The following is a 16,706-nucleotide window of genomic DNA, read 5'->3' as shown; positions in this document are numbered from 1 at the left end:
GTCAGTAGTCCCCCCGGGCTTGCAAAGCGCTTTCGAGAGAACCGCAACCACTTAGCGTGCAGCCGACCCGGCTGTACGCATGCCCGCCATTCGCGACGACCACGTGTTCGTCGAGGACACCGACGCCCACGTGGCGTACATCGCCGCCGGCCTCGGCATCACCGCGGCCCACATCGGCGCCAGCACTGTCGGCGAGTTCGCGCTCGAACACCGGTGTGACGCCCGCGACGTCGCCGCCACCCGGCTCGGCGTGGCCGCCGCCACCGCCGACGGCGTGGTGCTGTCGACGGCACCGCCGGACAGCGCGTTCGCCGACATCGGGTTCCCCGCCGCCGTCGCGGTCACCGGCTTCGACGGCACCGTCCTGGCGGCCGACGAGGACGGCCGGATCGCCCAGTACCACCCCGACGCCGGCGCGTGGACCGACCGCGCGGTCCTCACGGACGCCACCGTTCGCGCGCTCGACGCCGACCTCGTGGCCGCCACCGACGGCGTCCACCGGCTCACCGACGCCGGTCTCGCCGACGCCGGCCTGGACGACGCATACGACGTGTCCGCCCCGGGCGTGCCACACGCGGCCACCAGCGAGGGGTTGTTCGCGCTGGGCAACGGCTGGCGGGAAGCCGCCACCGGGGCGTTCCGCACGGTCGCCGCCGACCCCGCCTCCGCCGCGCCGGGCGCGACCGGCGTCGCCCACGCCGCCACCCCCGAAGCCTGCTTCGAACACCGCACCGACGCATGGCAGCCCTGTCGCGACATCGCGCCCTCGGACGCCGCCCGGGTCGTCGACGCCACGTACGCCGTCGACACGACGATCCTGCTCACCGCAGCCGGGACGCTGATCGTCGTGGACGGCGACGGCGACGCCCGCCACCGCAGCCTCGGGCTGCCCGACGCCGCCGCCGTCACGGTCGTCGGGCACACTCCCGACCGGTGAGGGTCGGGACGCAATCATCAGGTTCCGACGATCAGGTACGTTTTCCGGGGGCTATCCGAGACGTTTCAGCCAATCCCCTACTCTCGGCCGCGAATCCAGTTATGATATCCTAATTGGGGATCGTGTCGCTCACTTATCAGGGCCCTGGGTCCGAAATTTACGTGTAATGTGGCCTAATATAAGAGAGGCTACTGCTACTAGCAGGAGCAAATCTTTCCCCTCAAGCGCCCACGTAGCCACCATCGCCAACACACTCAGGGTGGCGATAATATCGAGAGTTTTCTCTGATGACATACGAGTAAAAATTCTAGTTTCCTACTTTCGTTTCGGAATCCCGATACCCGAAAATGACGCCTCTACCCTTGTTAATTCAGTCATCAATTTGATCTGCTCGCGCATCAAAGATATGGTCTACGGTATCGAGCGCACTCTGCTCGTTGTTCTCTCACCAGTCTCCCGAACAGAGTTGGCCCGTTCCTCGCCTTCGTAAGAGAACGGCTCCGCGATTCTGTCATACGTGCGGTTATTAGCGACGCTGTCGTTTTTGCTGCGCTTACTCTATCTCGCTCAAGCACGTTCACAGCCGCTGGCAGACGCAACCATCAGGTTCCGACGATCGCGCGCGTTTCCTCCGCGCCCATACGAGTACCACGTTCTACTACTCTCCGCTCGTTCGCGGTTTTCTGATCCGAAACGCATGGGGGGCAAGCGCGCCATTAGAGACCCACGCCGAAGCACCGACACCGCGGCGCAGCCCGCGCCCGGCGGTCGTGCAGGCAGCCAAAGGAAACGTGTAAGCCGCCGGCCCGAGTCCACTCGCGTATGTTACTCAGCGGGTCCTCGAGTCAGTCACTCGCGGCCGCGCTCGCCGCCGCAACCGGCGAGCGGCTCGGCGATGTGACCTACGACTCGTTCCCGGACGGCGAGCAGCTGGTGACCGTTCCCCCGGCCGTCGACGGCGAGCGCGCGGTCATCGTGGCGTCCACGCCGACCAGCGACGCCCACATCGAGGTGCTGCAACTCCAGGACGCCGCCCGCGACGCCGGCGCGTCCGAGATCATCACCGTCCTGCCGTACATGGGGTACGCCCGCCAGGACGACGCCTTCGACCCCGGCCAGCCGGTGTCGGCGCGCGCGGTCGCTCGCGCCATCTCCACGGGCACCGACCGCGTGCTCACGGTCAACCCACACGAGGACGGCGTCCTGGAGTGTTTCGACGTGCCTGCCGCGGGCGTCGACGCCGCGCCACAGCTCGCCGCGCCGCTGCCCGCGGATCTCACCGACCCCGTGTTCCTCTCCCCCGACCACGGCGCGACCGATCTCGCCACCAGCGTTCGGGACGCCTATGGCACCGGCGTCACCGATCACTTCCAGAAGGTCAGACACTCCGGTAGCGATGTCACCGTCGAACCCAGTGAGATCCAGACCGCCGGCCGCGACGTCGTCGTCACCGACGACATCGTCGCCACCGGCACCACGATGAGCGAAGCCATCACCGCGCTCGACGACCCCGCCCGCGTGTTCGTCGCCACCGTCCACCCGCTGCTCGCCGGCAACGCCCGCCTGAAGCTCGCGCGCGCCGGCGTCGAAGCCGTCTACGGCACCGACACCATCGAGTGCGCCGTCTCCGAGGTGTCCGCCGCGCCCGCCATCGCTGACGCCCTCTGAGCGCGCCCGCTCAGCGCAGCCACCGCCCTACGGCGGCGTCCGGCCGCCACGCGAGCAGCCCGACCGCGAGCACGAACACCGCCGTCGCGGCGTCGGACGACAGCGCCGACGCCGTGCCGACCGCGACCGCGCCGCCCGCGAGCGAGGACACGACCGCCGCGACCACCGGTAGCGTGCAGCTCACGCAGGTGAACACCCCGACGAGCCCGCCCACAAGCGACGCCTCGGCGTCGGCCAGCGTGGCGTACACGAGATACGCCAGCGCCAGATACCCCCCGATCCGGTAGGGGGCGGCGGCGACCCGTAGCGGGCCGACGTACCCCATCACCATCGGTCCCCACCCCGGCGGCAGCGCCCAGTGGACGGTCACGCCGCTGCCCGTCCCCACCGCCACGACGCCGCTGACGGCCGCCAGCCCGAGGAAATACGCCGCGCCGGCACCCGCGGCGAGCCAGCGCCGCCGCCGGCCGGCCGGCCCGGGCGAAACCCGCCAGACGGCGATCGCGCCGACGTTCAGCCACACGAACGGGTACAGGAGGTACCGGCTGCTGGTGATCGCCACCGGCACCGACGCCAGGTACGCCGCCAGCGCCGCGAGCTCAGCGAGCGTGAGCGCTGCGAGCACGCCGACCGTCCCGCGACGCGGCCGGGCCGTGAGCGCGCCGCTCACGGGCCAGCCACCCCGTCGTCCAGCAGCGAGCGCGTGGAGTTCCCGACGACCAGCAGACTTGACACCGTCATCGCGCCCGCCGCGAACAGCGGGTTCAACACGCCCGCAACCGCCAGCGGGACCGCGATGGCGTTGTAGCAGAACGCCCACGCGAGGTTCTGGCGAATGCGGCCGTTGGTCGCGTCCGTCAGCGCGAACACCCGTGGGACGGCCCCGAGGTCCTCGGTGGTCACGACGGCGTCGGCGGCGTCGGCGGCGAGCGCCGCGTGGTCCAGCGCCACCCCCAGATCGGCCGCCGCCAGCGCGGGCGCGTCGTTGACGCCGTCGCCCACCATCGCCACGGTGTCGCCGTCGGCCCGCAGCGACCGCACCGCCTCCGTTTTGCCCTCCGGCGGGACGCCCGCGAACACCGCCGCGATCGCGTCGTGGTCGCGGAACCGCGCGGCCGCTTCGGGGTCGTCGCCGGTCACAACCACCACGTCACGGCCGTCGGCGTCCAGGGTGGAGACAACGTCCGTCCACTCGTCGCGGGGCCGGTCGCCGGCCACCACGACCCCGCGGGCTTCGCCGTCCCACCCGACGAACACGGGCACGTTGCCGTTCGCCCGCGCGTCGCCGGCGCGCTCGGCGTACGCCTCGGGGACCCGCCAGCCGCGGTCGTCGAACAGCGCGCGGTTCCCGGCCACCACCCGGGGCGCGTCCGCCGCCGCGGCCGCCCCGTCGGGCCGAACCGCCAGGCTGCCGGCGACCCCGCGGCCGGGCACGCGCTCGAAGTCGTCGATGTCGCCGGCGGGCGTGGCGTCGTCGGTGATCGCGGCGGCCACCGGGTGGTCGGCGTACTGTTCGACGGCGGCCGCCCGCGCGAGCACGCCGTCGTCGCCGACGACGTCCCGCACGCGCATCTCGCCGGTGGTGAGCGTTCCCGTCTTGTCGAAGACCACCGTATCGACCGCCGGCGCGGCCTCGAACGCCGACACGTCCGTCACCACGACGCCACCGTCGAGTGCCTCCTGGACGCCACGAGCGACCGCCAGCGGGGTCGCCAGCCCGAGCGCGCACGGACACGACACCACGAGCACGGACAGCCCGACGAGCAACGCCTCGTTCGCCGCCGCGCCACCCGCGAGCAGGTGCCAGCCGCCGGCCACCCCCGCGAGCACAACCACCAGCGGCACGAACACCGCGGCGACGCGGTCGACGAGGCGCTGGACGCCCGGCCGCGCGCTCTGCACGTCCCAGAGCACGCGCACGACGCGGTCGAGCGTGCTCGCGGCGTCGTCGCCGACCGCGACGACGAGGCGGCCGTCGGTGACCACAGCCCCGCCGACGGCGTCGTCGCCCGGCGTCGCCCCGACGGGCGTCGACTCCCCGGTCACCAGCGACTCGTCGACGGTCGCCGACCCGGACGTGACGACGCCGTCGACGGGGATGCGCTCGCCGGTGCCGACCACCACTTCGTCGCCCGCCTGGAGCTCCTCGATGGCGACCGTCTCCGTGGTGCCGTCGGCGCGCCGGCGGGTGGCGTCGTCGACGCGCTCCTCGGTGAGGTCCGCCAGCCGGCCCGCGGCCGCGCGCTTCACCCGCCCCTCGTAGTAATCCCCGACGGTGACTGCAAGCACCACGACGATGGCGACGTCGAAGTACACCTCGCGGCCGCCGGTCAGGATCGTGGCCGTGCTGAAGACGTACGCCGCGCCCGCCGCGATCCCCACCAGCAGATCCATGTTCGGGTGGCCGGCGCGCAGGCTCACGTACGCCCCCCGGAACAGCGGGTAGCCGGTGTACGCCAACACCACGGTCGCCATCAGCCACACGTTCGCCAGCAGATAACTGCCAGCCAGCCCCCCGAGGTCGAGCAGCTGGGCGGCCGACGGCACGTCCAGATACGCGGGGTACAGGAACAGGACGTACCACAGCATCGTCATCATCCCGAAAAAGCCCCCGACCAGCAGCCGCCCCACTTCCGACTCGTCGTCGTCGGCGGCGGCGTCGCCGTCGCGCTCGGTGGCGCTGTATCCCAGTCCGTCGACCGCCGCCCGGACGGCCTCGCGGTCGACCGTCTCGGGGTCGTAGGTGACTTTCAGCGTCTCCGTCGGGTAGCTCGCGGACGCCGCCCGCACACCCTCGGTGTCGGTCGCCTGGGCCTCCACGAACGCCTCGCAGGTCGCACAATGCATCCCCGACACGGAGAGAAACGCCGCCTCGCCGTCCACGTCCGTCGTGTCCGCGCCAGTGTCGAGGCTGTCGGCGGCCCCGGCGGCGTCCATGGCCGCCGGGTCCTCGAGCGTGCGCGCGACCTCCATGCAGCCCCGACAGCAGAACGCGCCGTCGACGTCGTCTCCGCCGGTGACCGGCGGCTCCGGCGTGGGCAACCCACACAACGTGCAACTGTCTCGTGTCATGCTATGTTGGCAGCGGCGGCATCGGCAACGGCACCTGCGGGACCGGCCAGCCGAGCGCGGCCAACCCCTTCGCCAGCGGGATGGTGCCGGCGACCACGAACGCGACGCCGAGCGCGCGGTGGACCCGCCGCCGCGTCGTCGCGCTCACGGCGTCCACGGCGGTGCCGTACGCGAACAGCGTGGGGAACGTTCCGAGCCCCAGCGCGCCCAGCGCCGCCGCGCCCTCGACGGGGCTGGCGGTGGCAACGGCGTACACGTATCCCGGGTAGATCAGCGGACACGGCAGCGCGCCGTGGGCAGCCCCCAACACCGCGATCCGGGGGCCGGTCGCCCAGTCGTCGACGTGGTCGGTGAGGCGGCCGGTAACGGCGCTGAACGCCCGTCCCAGCCCGGGCACCGCCCCCGCAGCCAGCCGCGACCCGCCGCCGGCCGCGTACCCCACGCCCGCGGCCACGATGGCCGCGCCGGCGACGACGCCGGCCACCCCCCGGACGAGGTGGGCCACCGCAAGCACCCCGCCGGCGTCCACGAGCACGCCCCCAACTGCACCCATGAGGCCGCCGACGGCCGCGTAGCTCACCGTGCGGCCGCCGTTGAACAGGGCGTGCTGGCGCAGCGCCCGCGTCGAGGGGCCTCGCTGGTCGTCGGTGCCGATGCGGTCGGCGTACATCGTCACTAGCGGCCCACACATCCCCAGACAGTGTGCGCCCCCGAGCAGCCCAACCACGAAGAACACGACCACCCCCGCGTCGGGCGTGGCCGCCGCTCCGGTCTCGGCGATGCTGCCGGCGGACCAGCCCACGGCCGCGCCCGGCATGGTGTGCGGTCAGTGTGCGACGCCGTGCCCGGCGTCGTCGGCTTCCGCGGTCGAGAACATGTAGTACAGACACCCCGCGACGATGAGAACGTTCCCGAGCGCGACGGCCGCGATCGCTTTCTGTCCGGCCGCGTACAATGCCACCGGCACCAGCGATAACAGCGGCATCACGGTCGCAATAACCTGTGGTCGCACGTTCATACGCGCTCGTTGCCAGCGCTGCCCCTAAACGCTTTGACGAATTCCTACGCGCTTGGAATCACCGAGCGTTGCTAAAGGACACCTTCGAAATACGGGGACGTGGACGGACACGGGGAGGGCGGCCACGGTCCCACGGCTGCTGCCCGGTGCCAACGCACTCTCGTTGCCGCCTGTGGCGGTGACGGGACCAACGCGAGGTGCATACGATGACCAGACTAGATGACACAGCGCTCTCACGCCGCGGCGTCCTGCGCGCCGCTGCCGGCACTGCGACGGCGGTCGCGGCCGGCACGGCGGCGATCGGGGCGGCCGCGGCTCAAGCGTACGATGGATGGTTCTCCGGCGACGCCAAGGGCGGCGCCGTCGGCAACTACGACGGAACGACTGTTGACCGGACCGGCACTGACGAGGTCACGATCGACGTTGGGGTGGACGCCAACGGCGGCACGTACGGGTTCGGGCCGGCAGCCGTGCGGGTCGACCCGGGCACGACGGTGTCCTTCGAGTGGGTGTCGAACACGCACAACATCCTGATTGACGCCCAGCCCGACGGCGCCGACTGGGGCGGCCACGACCCCATCGAGAACACGGGGTTCACGCACACCCACACGTTCGACACCGAGGGTGTGTACACGTACTACTGTAACCCCCATCTCACGATGGGGATGAAAGGCGCGATCGTCGTCGGCGGCGACAGCGGCGGCGGCGGTGGCGGCGGCTCCGATCAGCCGACCGTCGCGGCCGACTACGGCGACTGGTTCACGAAAAGCGCCGACGGCGGCGCGACCGGGAACTACACCGGCGACACCACGGACAAAACCGGCACCGACGAGGTGACCGTCGAGGTCGGCGCTGACGCCAACGGCGGCACGTACGGGTTCGGGCCGGCAGCCGTGCGGGTCGATCCGGGCACGACGGTGACGTTCAAGTGGACGTCGAACACGCACAACGTGTTGGTCCAATCCCAGCCCGACGGCGCCGACTGGGGCGGCCACGAACCCATCGAGAACGAGGGGTTCACCCACACGCATACGTTCGAGACGGCGGGCGTGTACACGTACTACTGCAACCCCCATCTCACGATGGGGATGAAAGGCGCCATCGTCGTCGGCGCGCCCCCGGGTGGCACCACTGGCGGTGGTGGCGGCGGGGCGGCCGGCAGCAGCGTCTCTCCGGCCAGCACCCTCTGGACCGCCGTGTTCGCCGGCGCGGTCGGGGTTGCGATGCTGGTCCCGGTTGCGGTGAGCTACTACCGGCGCACGCCCGCCCCGGACTCGTCGGGGGCGTTCGACTACGAGCCGGGCGGCGACACGGACGACCAACCTGCGATCCCCGAGGCCGACGCCTTCGAACCCGACACCGAACTCGGGCACGACGAGTACGACCCGGTTGGAACGCTCTCCATCGTTGCGGTCTACTTCCTCATTCTCGTGGGGATGTGGGCGTTCACGTACTTCATCGAGTTCCTCGGGAACGGACCGACGATCATGGGGTGACTCACGTGAGGATTCACAGATTCGAAAAACTCTGGCTCGGCGCGGCGTTCGTACTCATCGTTGCGTTCATCGCAACCATCGTCTACGGCTCACTCGGCCCGGGCGTTGCGATGGTCGGCGACGACGGCGGCACAGTCAACCCGGACAACCCGACTGCCGCGGACAACTTCCGCGACCCCGGCGTCTACCAGGCCGACGACGACAGCTACGACGTGTACGTCGAAGCCAGACAGTTCGCGTTCTCCCCCGGCACGAGCGAGCCGATCCGCGTGCCCGCGGACACGAACGTGACGTTCCACGTCACCAGCGGCGACGTCACCCATGGCTTCGAGCTGGTCGGCACGAACGTCAACACCATGGTGATCCCGGGGCAGGTCGCACAGCTCACGGTCAACTTCGACGAAGCCCGCACACACCACATCGTCTGCCACGAGTACTGTGGGCCAGCCCACCACGCCATGGAGGGCTCCATCGAAGTCGTCCCGCAGTCGGAGTTCACACCCCCACAGCAGGCGGCTGCCGACCAATCCGAGGTGACTGATACGTGACGTTCATCGACAAGTTCCCGACCGAAGCGAAGCTCGTCAGATGGCATTTCGGCGTTGGGTTCGTCGCGCTCGCCATCGGCGGCCTGTTCGGCCTCGTGCAAGCGCTCTACCGCACCGGGCACCTCCGGTCGCTGCTCCCGATCAACGCCGCCCAGTACTACACGGTGTTGACCGGCCACGGCGTGCTGCTGGCGCTCGTGTTCACCACGTTCCTGATCTGTGGGTTCTTCGTGTGGGCGGTCACACGCAGCCTCGACCGCCCGCTTTCGCACCCACGGCTCGTCTGGACGGGGTTCATCTCGATGGTCGTCGGCACCACGCTGGCCGCCATCACCATCCTCAACGGGTTCGCGCCGGAGCTGCCCTTTGGCTCCGCGAACGTGCTGTACACGTTCTACCCGCCGCTGCAAGCCCACCCCGCCTTCTACGTCGGGGCGGCGCTGCTCATCGTCGGCTCCTGGATCGTCGGCGCCGACTACTTCCTGACGTATCGCGCGTGGCGCGCGGACAACCCCGACGAGCGCATCCCACTCCAGACGTTCATGGTGCTCGCGACGTTCGTCATGTGGTATCTCTCCTCGGCCGGCGTGGCCGTCGAAGTCGTCGCGTTCCTGATCCCGTGGTCGATGGGGTGGATCAGCCAGGTCGACCCGCTGTTGACCCGCACGCTGTTCTGGTACTTCGGCCACCCCGTCGTCTACTTCTGGCTGCTGCCCGCCTACCTGGCGTGGTACACCATCCTCCCGAAGCTCGCCGGCGGCAAACTGTTCAGTGATCCGCTGGCACGCGTCGTCTTCGTGCTGTTCGTGTTGCTGTCGACGCCGGTCGGCTTCCACCACCAGTACACCGACCCCGGGATCGCTGAAGGGTTCAAATTCATCGCGATGACGAACACCTTCATGCTGCTGTTACCGTCGCTGCTGACCGCGTTCACGGTCGTGGCGTCCCTGGAACACGGCGCCCGCCAGCGCGGCGGCAGCGGCTACATCGGCTGGCTGCGCGCGCTCCCCTGGGGCAAGCCGTCGTTCTCGGCGATGGCGCTCGCCGGGCTCGTGTTCGCCGCCGGCGGGTTCTCCGGCATGATCAACGCCGGCATGAACATCAACTACCTCATCCACAACACCATCTGGGTGCCCGGCCACTTCCACCTCACCGTCGGCACCGCGTTCGCCCTGACCATGATGGGCGTCGCGTACTGGCTGGTCCCCCAGATCACCGGCAAACGCCTCCAACACCGGACGCTGGCGGCCATCCAGCCGTTCGTCTGGGTGATCGGCATGACGCTGATGTCGAACGCCATGCACCGCGGCGGCCTCGCCGGGCTGCCACGGCGCACCGCCAAGCCGCTGTTCCGCGGTGAGGGGGCGGCCCCCTTCGATCCGGTGGTCGGCACCATCAGCGAGATGCAACTCCAGATCGCGATCGGCGGCACGCTGCTGTTCGTCTCGCTGGCGCTGTTCCTGGCCGTGATGGTGGGCACGTGGCTGTCACGACCCGGCATGGGGCGGCTCTCGGTCAACGGCTCGATCCCGTCGGCGTTATCCGGCCCCGCCGACAGCCCCCGCATCCTCGACAACCTCAAGGTTTGGACGGCCATCGCGGTCGTCCTCGTGATCATCGCGTACGGGCTCCCGCTGTACGGCATGCTCGCCGACGGCGTTCTCGCCCCCGGCAGCCCCGGCTTCCCGGTGTAACCCACACCCACCTGTTCACTCATGGCTGATTCAGACACCGACAACACCGACGACGGCGTCCCGCGGCGCTGGCTGATCCGCGCGCTCGTCGGCATCGGGTTCGGCATCCCGGTGGTCATCGAAGGCGGCACGCTCGTCGGCCTCCTCAAATCGGGGCTGTTCGGTGACGGTGACGGCGACGACGCCGCCACGATCACCGGCCCGACCGCAACCACCTCCGGGCCGCCACCCGTCGGCACTGGCGACGACCTGTTGGCGGCGTCCGCCCGCAGCGCCACGCTCTCGGACGCCACCGTGCACGCCGCCACCGACGGCTGGCGGTTCGCACTCACGGTCGCCGTCGAAAACACCGGCGACCGACCCTACGAACTCCGGTTGGGCACCGTCACGACCCAGAACGGCAGCCGCGTGGACGGCACCGCGGCCACCGACCGCCTCGGCGTCGGCGAGTCAGCCACCCTGTCGGCGACGTACGCGCTGCCGGACGGCGAAACACCCGCGACGATGACCATCGTCGGCGTCGACTACGTCGACGGCGGCGGCGAACGGCTCACTCGCCACACGGTCCGGTTCGGCAACGTTCCGGTCAAACGGTAAGAGCGGCCGCCTACACCGCCTCGACTTCCAGGATCATCGTGGTTCCTTCCACGTCCCACTCCTCGCGGTGGCCGTCCTCGACCTCCCCGAGCTCCCGGGCGCGCGTCTCCGCTGTGATGAGGGGCTCGTGGCGCGCGACCAGCTCGCCCACGCGCTCGTCGAACACGAGCACGTCCAGGCGGATCTCGGCGTCCATCGCCAGGTCCATCTCCTTGCGCATCTCCTGGACGCGGCGCACGACCTCCCGAGCGTACCCCTCGCTCTCGACGTCCTCGTTCAACTCGGTGTCGACGTAGACCGTTCCCGCCGCCGTCTCCGTCTCGAACGCCGCGCCGGCGACGTGCTCGGGCGTTTCTTCGACGAACTCGACCATCTCCGTGGTCAACTCGATGTCGTCCCTCCCGAGGTCGGCGGCGACCTGCTCGGCGAGCGCGTCGATGTCCCTGTCGGTGACGTGGGCGTCGTTGAGCGCGTTCATCACCGCGCCGGCGTCGTCGCCGAACGCCGGCCCGAGCTCGCTCATGTCCGCGCGGGCGCTGTACGCCAGCTCGTCCCAGGTCGCCCCGGGTTCGACGACCTCGATCGCGCGCGTGTTGAGGCGGTCCGCGAGCAGGTCGCCGTGGGCGTCGAGCGCGTCCACGACGCTGTCCTCGGCGGCGTCCACGACGACGCGCGTGACCGGCCAGCGCAGCTTCCGGCCGGCCTGCTGGCGGGCGTGACTGCCCGCCTCCTCGGCGGCGCGCAGCACTGCCACGTCGGCCTCCAGGGCCGGCGCGCGCAGCGACTCCTCGACGGTCGGCCAGTCGGCCATATGCACCGTATCGTAGCCCCGATCGCCGGTGAGGTGGCTGTACAGCTCCTCGGTGACGAACGGCGCGTACGGCGCGAGCAGCGCCACGACTTCGAGCAGGACGCGCTGCATGGTGGCGTACGCCGCGGTCTTCGACGCCGACGCGTCGTCCTCCCACATGCGTTCGCGCACCACCTGGACGTAATACCGTGAGAGGTCTTCGACGACGAACTCCAGGACGGCGTCCAGCGCGCGGTGTTGCTCGAAGTCCTCCCAGTGGGCGGTGGCGTCGGCTTTCACGTGCTGGAGCCGGGACAGCAGCCACTCGTCGACGGTCTCCAGGTCGGCGTCGGCGATCCCGACACCGGCGTCGTCGCCGCCGAACGCAGCCGGCACGTTGGCGTCGAAGTCGTCGAGCGCCATGTACGGGCGGGGGAACCGGAACACGTTCCAGAGGATGTTGAGGTCCCGCTGCATGTTCTCGGTCTCGTCCCACGAGAAGCTCATGTCGTCGCCCTGCGGGGTCACCGACAGCAGGAACATCCGCATGGGGTCCGCGCCGTACTCGTCGATGACCTCGTTCGGTTCGATCGTGATGCCCTTCGATTTGGACATGCCGCGGCCGTCGGGCATGTTCGCGTAGCCGTGCATCAACACCTCCTCGTAGGGCACGTCGCCGAGCGCGGCGGTCCCCATGCCCAGTTGGCTCCAGAACCACCCGCGGGTCTGATCGTGGGCTTCCATGATGAGGTCGGCCGGCCACAGCTCGTCGAAGTCGTCCTCCTGCTCGGGGTAGTTCAGGGTACCCCAGGACGCCACCGAGGAGTCAAGCCACACGTCGAAGACGTCCGGCACGCGCGTGTACTCGGTGCCATCCTCGGTGATCGTGATGTCGTCGACGGTCGGCTTGTGGAGGTCCACGGACGCGGGGTCGACGTCCTGGTCGGCGAGCGCCGCGAGCTCCTCGCGGGTGCCGACCACGAGCACGTCCTCGGCGTCGCCGCTCCAGTCCTCGGGCGTCCAGATGGGGACCGGAATCCCCCAGTAGCGCTGCCGGCTGACGTTCCAGTCCGGGGCGTTCTCCACGAAATCCCGGAATCGGTTGTCGCGCGCCCACTCGGGGTGCCACTCGGAGGTGTCCATGTTCGCCAGCAACTCGTCTTTGACGTCCGTGATCGTGATGAACCACTGGTCGGTGACGATCTGGATGATGCCGGTGTCACACCGCCAGCAGTGGCCGTAGCTGTGCTCGACGGTCTGACTGGCGAGCATCGCGTCCCGCGCTTCGAGGTCCGCGATGATGTCGTCGTTGGCGTCCCGCACGAACGCCCCCGCGTACTTGCCTCCCGCGTCGGTGTAGACGCCGTCCTCGCCGACCGGACAGAACACCGGCAGGTCCAGTTCCGCCCCGCGCTCGAAGTCCTCCTCGCCGTGGCCGGGCGCGGAATGCACTAAGCCGGTGCGGTCGGCCTCCACCCAGTCGCCGTGGTAGACCTCGTGGGTGCCGTCGGCGTCGGTCGGGTTCGCCGGCACCGCGTCCGCCAGCGGCGGCGTGTACGACCACCCGATCAGGTCGCTGCCCGAGTGGTCGGCCACGACCTCGTGGTCACTGTAGCCGCCCGCCGACAGCACGTCCTCGACGCACTCCGACGCGACGTAGAGGACGTCCGTCTCGCCGTCCGGCGTCGTCGCACGCACCTGCTGGTAGTCGCCGTCCTCGTCGACGGCGACGAACTGGTTCGCGGGGATCGTCCACGGCGTCGTCGTCCACACCACCAGGCTGCCCTCGCGGTCGTCGAGGTCGAACCTGACGTAGATCGAGGGGTCGGTGACGTCCTCGTACTCCACTTCGTTGTTCGCGATGGCGGTCTCACAGCGCGGGCACTGGCTGATCGAGCGCTGTCCGCGCTCGACGAGGCCGTTGTCGTGGACCTCGCTGAACGCCCACCACGCCGCCTCCATGTACGACGGGTCGACGGTCTTGTAGGGGTTGTCCCAGTCCATCCAGACGCCGAAACTCTGGAAGTCCGACTGCAGCCCGTCGAGGTTGTCGTCGGCGAACCGCTTGCACTCCTCGATGAACGCCTCCTCGCCGAACTCCTGGATGTCCTTTTTCGACTCGAAGCCCAGCTGTTCCTCGACTTTCGTCTCGATCGGGAGGCCGTGCATGTCGTAGCCCGGCCGATCGGTCACGTCGTAGCCCTGCATCCGGTGGTAGCGGATGTAGGCGTCCTTCAGCGTCTTGTTCCAGGTGGTGCCCATGTGCGCCGCGCCGCTGGTGTACGGCGGGCCGTCAACGAAGAAGAACGTCTCCGCGTCGGCGCGATGATCCACCGTCTGCTCGTACGCGTCGACGGCCTCCCAGTACGAGAACACCCGCTCCTCGACGCCCGCGGGATCGTACTGGTCGGGCACGTCACCGAATCCACTCATACGGGTACCGTCCCGCTCGCACCTCAAAGAACAATCGGTTGTACAGTCCCGGTTACGACAGCTGCCCGGTGACGGCGTCGCGCACGACCTTCGCCCCGCCGATGACGCCCACTGCGCCCATCACGGCGAGCCACAGCCCGAACACCATGCTGCCGCCGTCGCCGGCCAGCGCCGTGGCGCTCTGTAGCTCCGCGAACAGCCCCCCACCGACCAGCGTCGTGCCCGCGAGCGTCAACAGCGGTGCGGTCACGAGGTCGAACAGCTCCGGCACGGATTCAATCATACACGCCGTGAGGAAGTTGCGCGTTGTATGCCTTCCGTTCGACACGGAAGACTTACGACCGGCCACGCCCCACCCCCGGTATGAGTAACACAGCGAACATCGACTACCCGGACCTCGCGAAGTACGGGACGGCGGCGAGCGCGGCGATGATCTGCGTCGGGGCGGCGGGCACGGTCCTCGGCTCCGGCGTGGTTTCCGGCTGGGAGGCGTCCATGCTGTTCGACCTGGAGATCCTCGGCGTGCTCGGCATCGTCGTCTGCCCGTTCCTGTTCGGCATCCTGCTGCCGCTGATCGAGTAACACCTCGCGTACCCTTAAGAGGGTGCCGCGCGTCCGACCAGCCATGTCCGACGACTGCGTTTTCTGCCAGATCATCGCCGGCGAGATCCCCGCCCGCGTCGTCCACGAGGACGCCGACACGCTGGCGTTCCTCGACGCCACGCCGATGGCGCCCGGCCACACGCTCGTCATCCCGAAAACCCACGCCGCCACGCTCGCGGACACGCCCGGCGACGACGCCACCGCGGTGTTCGAGACGCTGCACGCGCTCGCGCCCACGGTCGAAGCCGCGGTCGATGCCGACGCCACGACGATCGGGTTCAACAACGGCACGGCCGCCGGCCAGGAGGTTCCCCACGTCCACGGCCACATCATCCCGCGGTTCGCCGACGACGACGGCGGCCCGCTGCACGTCGCCGCGGGCACCCGTCCGGACGTCTCCGACGCGGACCTCGACGCCACCGCCGCGGACATCACCGACCGCCTGGCCTGACCCCCGCTGACATTCTTATGCGATGGCGCGGCAGTCCCGGCCGTGTCCGACTCACCAGCCAGGACGGCCGCACTGACCGCAACCGCCGGCGGCGCAGGTGCCACCCGGCTCGCCGTCGCCACGGGGGCTGTCCTCGCACGCACTGGCGCAAACGTCGCGGTTCTCGACGCCGCGTTCGCCACCCAAGGCCTCGCACAGCACGTTCCCGGCCGCATCACGACCGACATCACGCGCGTCATCACCACAGACGCGGCCCCGGCGGCCGCCCGGTACGCCATCGCTCCGGACGCCGACGCCGCCCTCACGGCCTACCCCGCGTTCGCCGCCTTCGAGCGCATCGCCGCCGCGAAAACACCCGCGGCGGCCGCCCGCCTCGGCAGCGTCGTCGACACGCTCGCGGACGCACACGACTACGTGCTCGTCGACACCCCGCCGATCGCCGCCAACCAGGCGGTCGCCGCCGTCACGGCCACCGACGCCGTCGTCGCGGTCGTTCCGCCCGGTGACCGCGGCGTCGACACCCTCCAGCGTGCCCGCGGTCGGCTCGCCGACATCGGCACTGACTGCACCCACGTCGTCGCCAACCGCGCCGCCGACACACCGCGGGCGGCCACACACGCGGTGCCGACTCACGCCACCACCGGCGTCCCCGACACACCAGTCCCGCTTTCGGGCACCGGCGCGTTCACCGCCGCGGTTGCCGCCCTCGCCGACGCCGTCTTCGACACCGCGGTCGCCGCGTCGCTTTCCACCGGGTCGGTCCTAGACGCCGTCCACGCCCGCCTCACCTGATCCCGGCAGCGTCGCCGCCAGCGCGTCCCGTTTTGCCACCATCGCGTCCTGCTGGGGGGACAGTGCGCTCACCACCACGTCCGCAGCGCCGGGCAGGCTGTCGTGGGTCATGATGTACGCGGCCAGCATGCATTCGCGTTCGGTTCCGTCGGCCGCCGCCACCGCATCGACCCGCGTTCGCTGCCCCTTGAGCCACGCCGCCACCGGCTCGCGCTGTCGCTCCGATAGCGGCATCACGTCGTCGAAGCCAAGCAGATGCAGGCATTTCGCCACCGTCGTCGGCGGGACGCCGACGGTGTCGCTCACTGCCTGCTCGCCGGCGCCACTGGCGTGTTGCTTGGCGACGGCCGCCGCCTGCGCCGCCGTACACGGCAGCCGGTCGGCGTACGTCCCCAATCGGTCGGCCAGCGGTGCCCGCGTGTGGTCCACGCTCGCCACCCCGCGTTCCCGCTGCTGTGTGGTTGTCGTCGTGATGCCGTCGGCGATCTCCGCCAATCCCATGCGCCGCGATGGCACCCCTCTCGAACCTAAATGTACGCACTCGCTGCCGCCACAGTCCCCGCCGACCCCAGCGAACGTATCGACTATCCACCCGTTCGCGTCCGCC

16 protein-coding genes are annotated in these 16,706 nt (G+C 70.0%); 9 read left to right on the top strand and 7 right to left on the bottom strand.

Going from position 1 to position 16,706, the window contains the following annotated elements:
- The first annotated feature begins 79 nt into the window (after positions 1–79).
- Positions 80–937: a hypothetical protein gene (locus JT689_RS10245; RefSeq protein ID WP_205251139.1), complete on the top strand. Its 858-nt coding sequence runs from the start codon at positions 80–82 to the stop codon at positions 935–937.
- A gap of 822 nt (positions 938–1,759) precedes the next feature.
- Positions 1,760–2,605, top strand: a complete 846-nt coding sequence (locus tag JT689_RS10240) for a ribose-phosphate pyrophosphokinase (protein ID WP_205251138.1) — start codon at positions 1,760–1,762, stop codon at positions 2,603–2,605.
- 10 nt (positions 2,606–2,615) lie between these two features.
- Here the strand turns inward: JT689_RS10240 and JT689_RS10235 are convergent, their stop codons facing one another.
- Genes JT689_RS10235 through JT689_RS10220 form a run of 4 tightly spaced genes read right to left on the bottom strand, consistent with a single transcriptional unit; the run spans position 2,616 to position 6,695 of the window.
- Positions 2,616–3,275 (bottom strand): hypothetical protein, encoded by a 660-nt coding sequence (locus JT689_RS10235; protein WP_205251137.1) that lies wholly within the window; start codon positions 3,273–3,275, stop codon positions 2,616–2,618.
- Positions 3,272–5,677, bottom strand: coding sequence for a heavy metal translocating P-type ATPase (locus tag JT689_RS10230; protein WP_205251136.1), 2,406 nt, complete (start codon positions 5,675–5,677; stop codon positions 3,272–3,274). Before JT689_RS10230 ends, JT689_RS10235 begins: the two co-directional genes overlap by 4 nt.
- A gap of 1 nt (position 5,678) precedes the next feature.
- Positions 5,679–6,494 (bottom strand): sulfite exporter TauE/SafE family protein, encoded by an 816-nt coding sequence (locus JT689_RS10225; protein ID WP_229373370.1) that lies wholly within the window; start codon positions 6,492–6,494, stop codon positions 5,679–5,681.
- Positions 6,495–6,503: 9 nt separating this feature from the next.
- Positions 6,504–6,695, bottom strand: a complete 192-nt coding sequence (locus JT689_RS10220; protein WP_010903630.1) for a hypothetical protein — start codon at positions 6,693–6,695, stop codon at positions 6,504–6,506.
- Positions 6,696–6,901: 206 nt separating this feature from the next.
- Between JT689_RS10220 and JT689_RS10215 the strand changes: the two genes are divergently transcribed.
- From JT689_RS10215 to JT689_RS10200, 4 genes are read left to right on the top strand one after another with little or no spacing between them, the layout of a single operon-like run.
- A complete protein-coding gene (locus JT689_RS10215; RefSeq protein WP_205251135.1) occupies positions 6,902–8,191 on the top strand; it encodes a halocyanin domain-containing protein in 1,290 nt (429 codons plus the stop codon).
- Positions 8,192–8,196: 5 nt separating this feature from the next.
- On the top strand, positions 8,197–8,739 hold the full coding sequence (locus JT689_RS10210; RefSeq protein WP_049892532.1) for a cytochrome c oxidase subunit II: 543 nt from the start codon (positions 8,197–8,199) through the stop codon (positions 8,737–8,739).
- Positions 8,736–10,433, top strand: a complete 1,698-nt coding sequence (locus tag JT689_RS10205; RefSeq protein ID WP_010903627.1) for a b(o/a)3-type cytochrome-c oxidase subunit 1 — start codon at positions 8,736–8,738, stop codon at positions 10,431–10,433. The genes JT689_RS10210 and JT689_RS10205 overlap by 4 nt, the downstream gene beginning before the upstream one ends.
- 21 nt (positions 10,434–10,454) lie before the next feature.
- The gene (locus tag JT689_RS10200) at positions 10,455–11,030 is read left to right on the top strand and encodes a hypothetical protein (RefSeq protein WP_010903626.1); all 576 of its coding nucleotides are present in this window, start codon (positions 10,455–10,457) and stop codon (positions 11,028–11,030) included.
- Positions 11,031–11,040: 10 nt separating this feature from the next.
- Here the strand turns inward: JT689_RS10200 and ileS are convergent, their stop codons facing one another.
- A complete protein-coding gene (ileS, locus tag JT689_RS10195) occupies positions 11,041–14,253 on the bottom strand; it encodes an isoleucine--tRNA ligase (RefSeq protein WP_205251134.1) in 3,213 nt (1,070 codons plus the stop codon).
- Positions 14,254–14,305: 52 nt separating this feature from the next.
- Positions 14,306–14,536 carry a hypothetical protein gene (locus JT689_RS10190; protein ID WP_010903624.1) on the bottom strand — a complete coding sequence of 77 codons (231 nt, stop codon included), beginning with the start codon at positions 14,534–14,536 and terminating at the stop codon, positions 14,306–14,308.
- Between the two features lie 80 nt (positions 14,537–14,616).
- Here JT689_RS10190 and JT689_RS10185 point away from each other — a divergent pair, with 80 nt between their 5' ends.
- From JT689_RS10185 to JT689_RS10175, 3 genes are read left to right on the top strand one after another with little or no spacing between them, the layout of a single operon-like run.
- The gene (locus tag JT689_RS10185; RefSeq protein WP_010903623.1) at positions 14,617–14,835 is read left to right on the top strand and encodes a hypothetical protein; all 219 of its coding nucleotides are present in this window, start codon (positions 14,617–14,619) and stop codon (positions 14,833–14,835) included.
- Positions 14,836–14,878: 43 nt separating this feature from the next.
- Positions 14,879–15,307 carry an HIT family protein gene (locus JT689_RS10180; RefSeq protein WP_205251133.1) on the top strand — a complete coding sequence of 143 codons (429 nt, stop codon included), beginning with the start codon at positions 14,879–14,881 and terminating at the stop codon, positions 15,305–15,307.
- A 42-nt stretch (positions 15,308–15,349) separates the two neighbouring features.
- The gene (locus JT689_RS10175; protein WP_012289457.1) at positions 15,350–16,099 is read left to right on the top strand and encodes an AAA family ATPase; all 750 of its coding nucleotides are present in this window, start codon (positions 15,350–15,352) and stop codon (positions 16,097–16,099) included.
- Here the strand turns inward: JT689_RS10175 and JT689_RS10170 are convergent.
- Positions 16,070–16,600 (bottom strand): hypothetical protein, encoded by a 531-nt coding sequence (locus JT689_RS10170; RefSeq protein ID WP_205251132.1) that lies wholly within the window; start codon positions 16,598–16,600, stop codon positions 16,070–16,072. The genes JT689_RS10175 and JT689_RS10170 overlap by 30 nt on opposite strands.
- Between the last annotated feature and the right edge of the window lie 106 nt (positions 16,601–16,706).

The sequence above is a fragment of the Halobacterium sp. GSL-19 genome (assembly GCF_016917855.1).
GTDB lineage: Archaea > Halobacteriota > Halobacteria > Halobacteriales > Halobacteriaceae > Halobacterium > Halobacterium salinarum.
The sequence above is the reverse complement of the archived record's forward strand: the minus strand, read 5'-3'. Positions and strand labels throughout refer to the sequence as shown.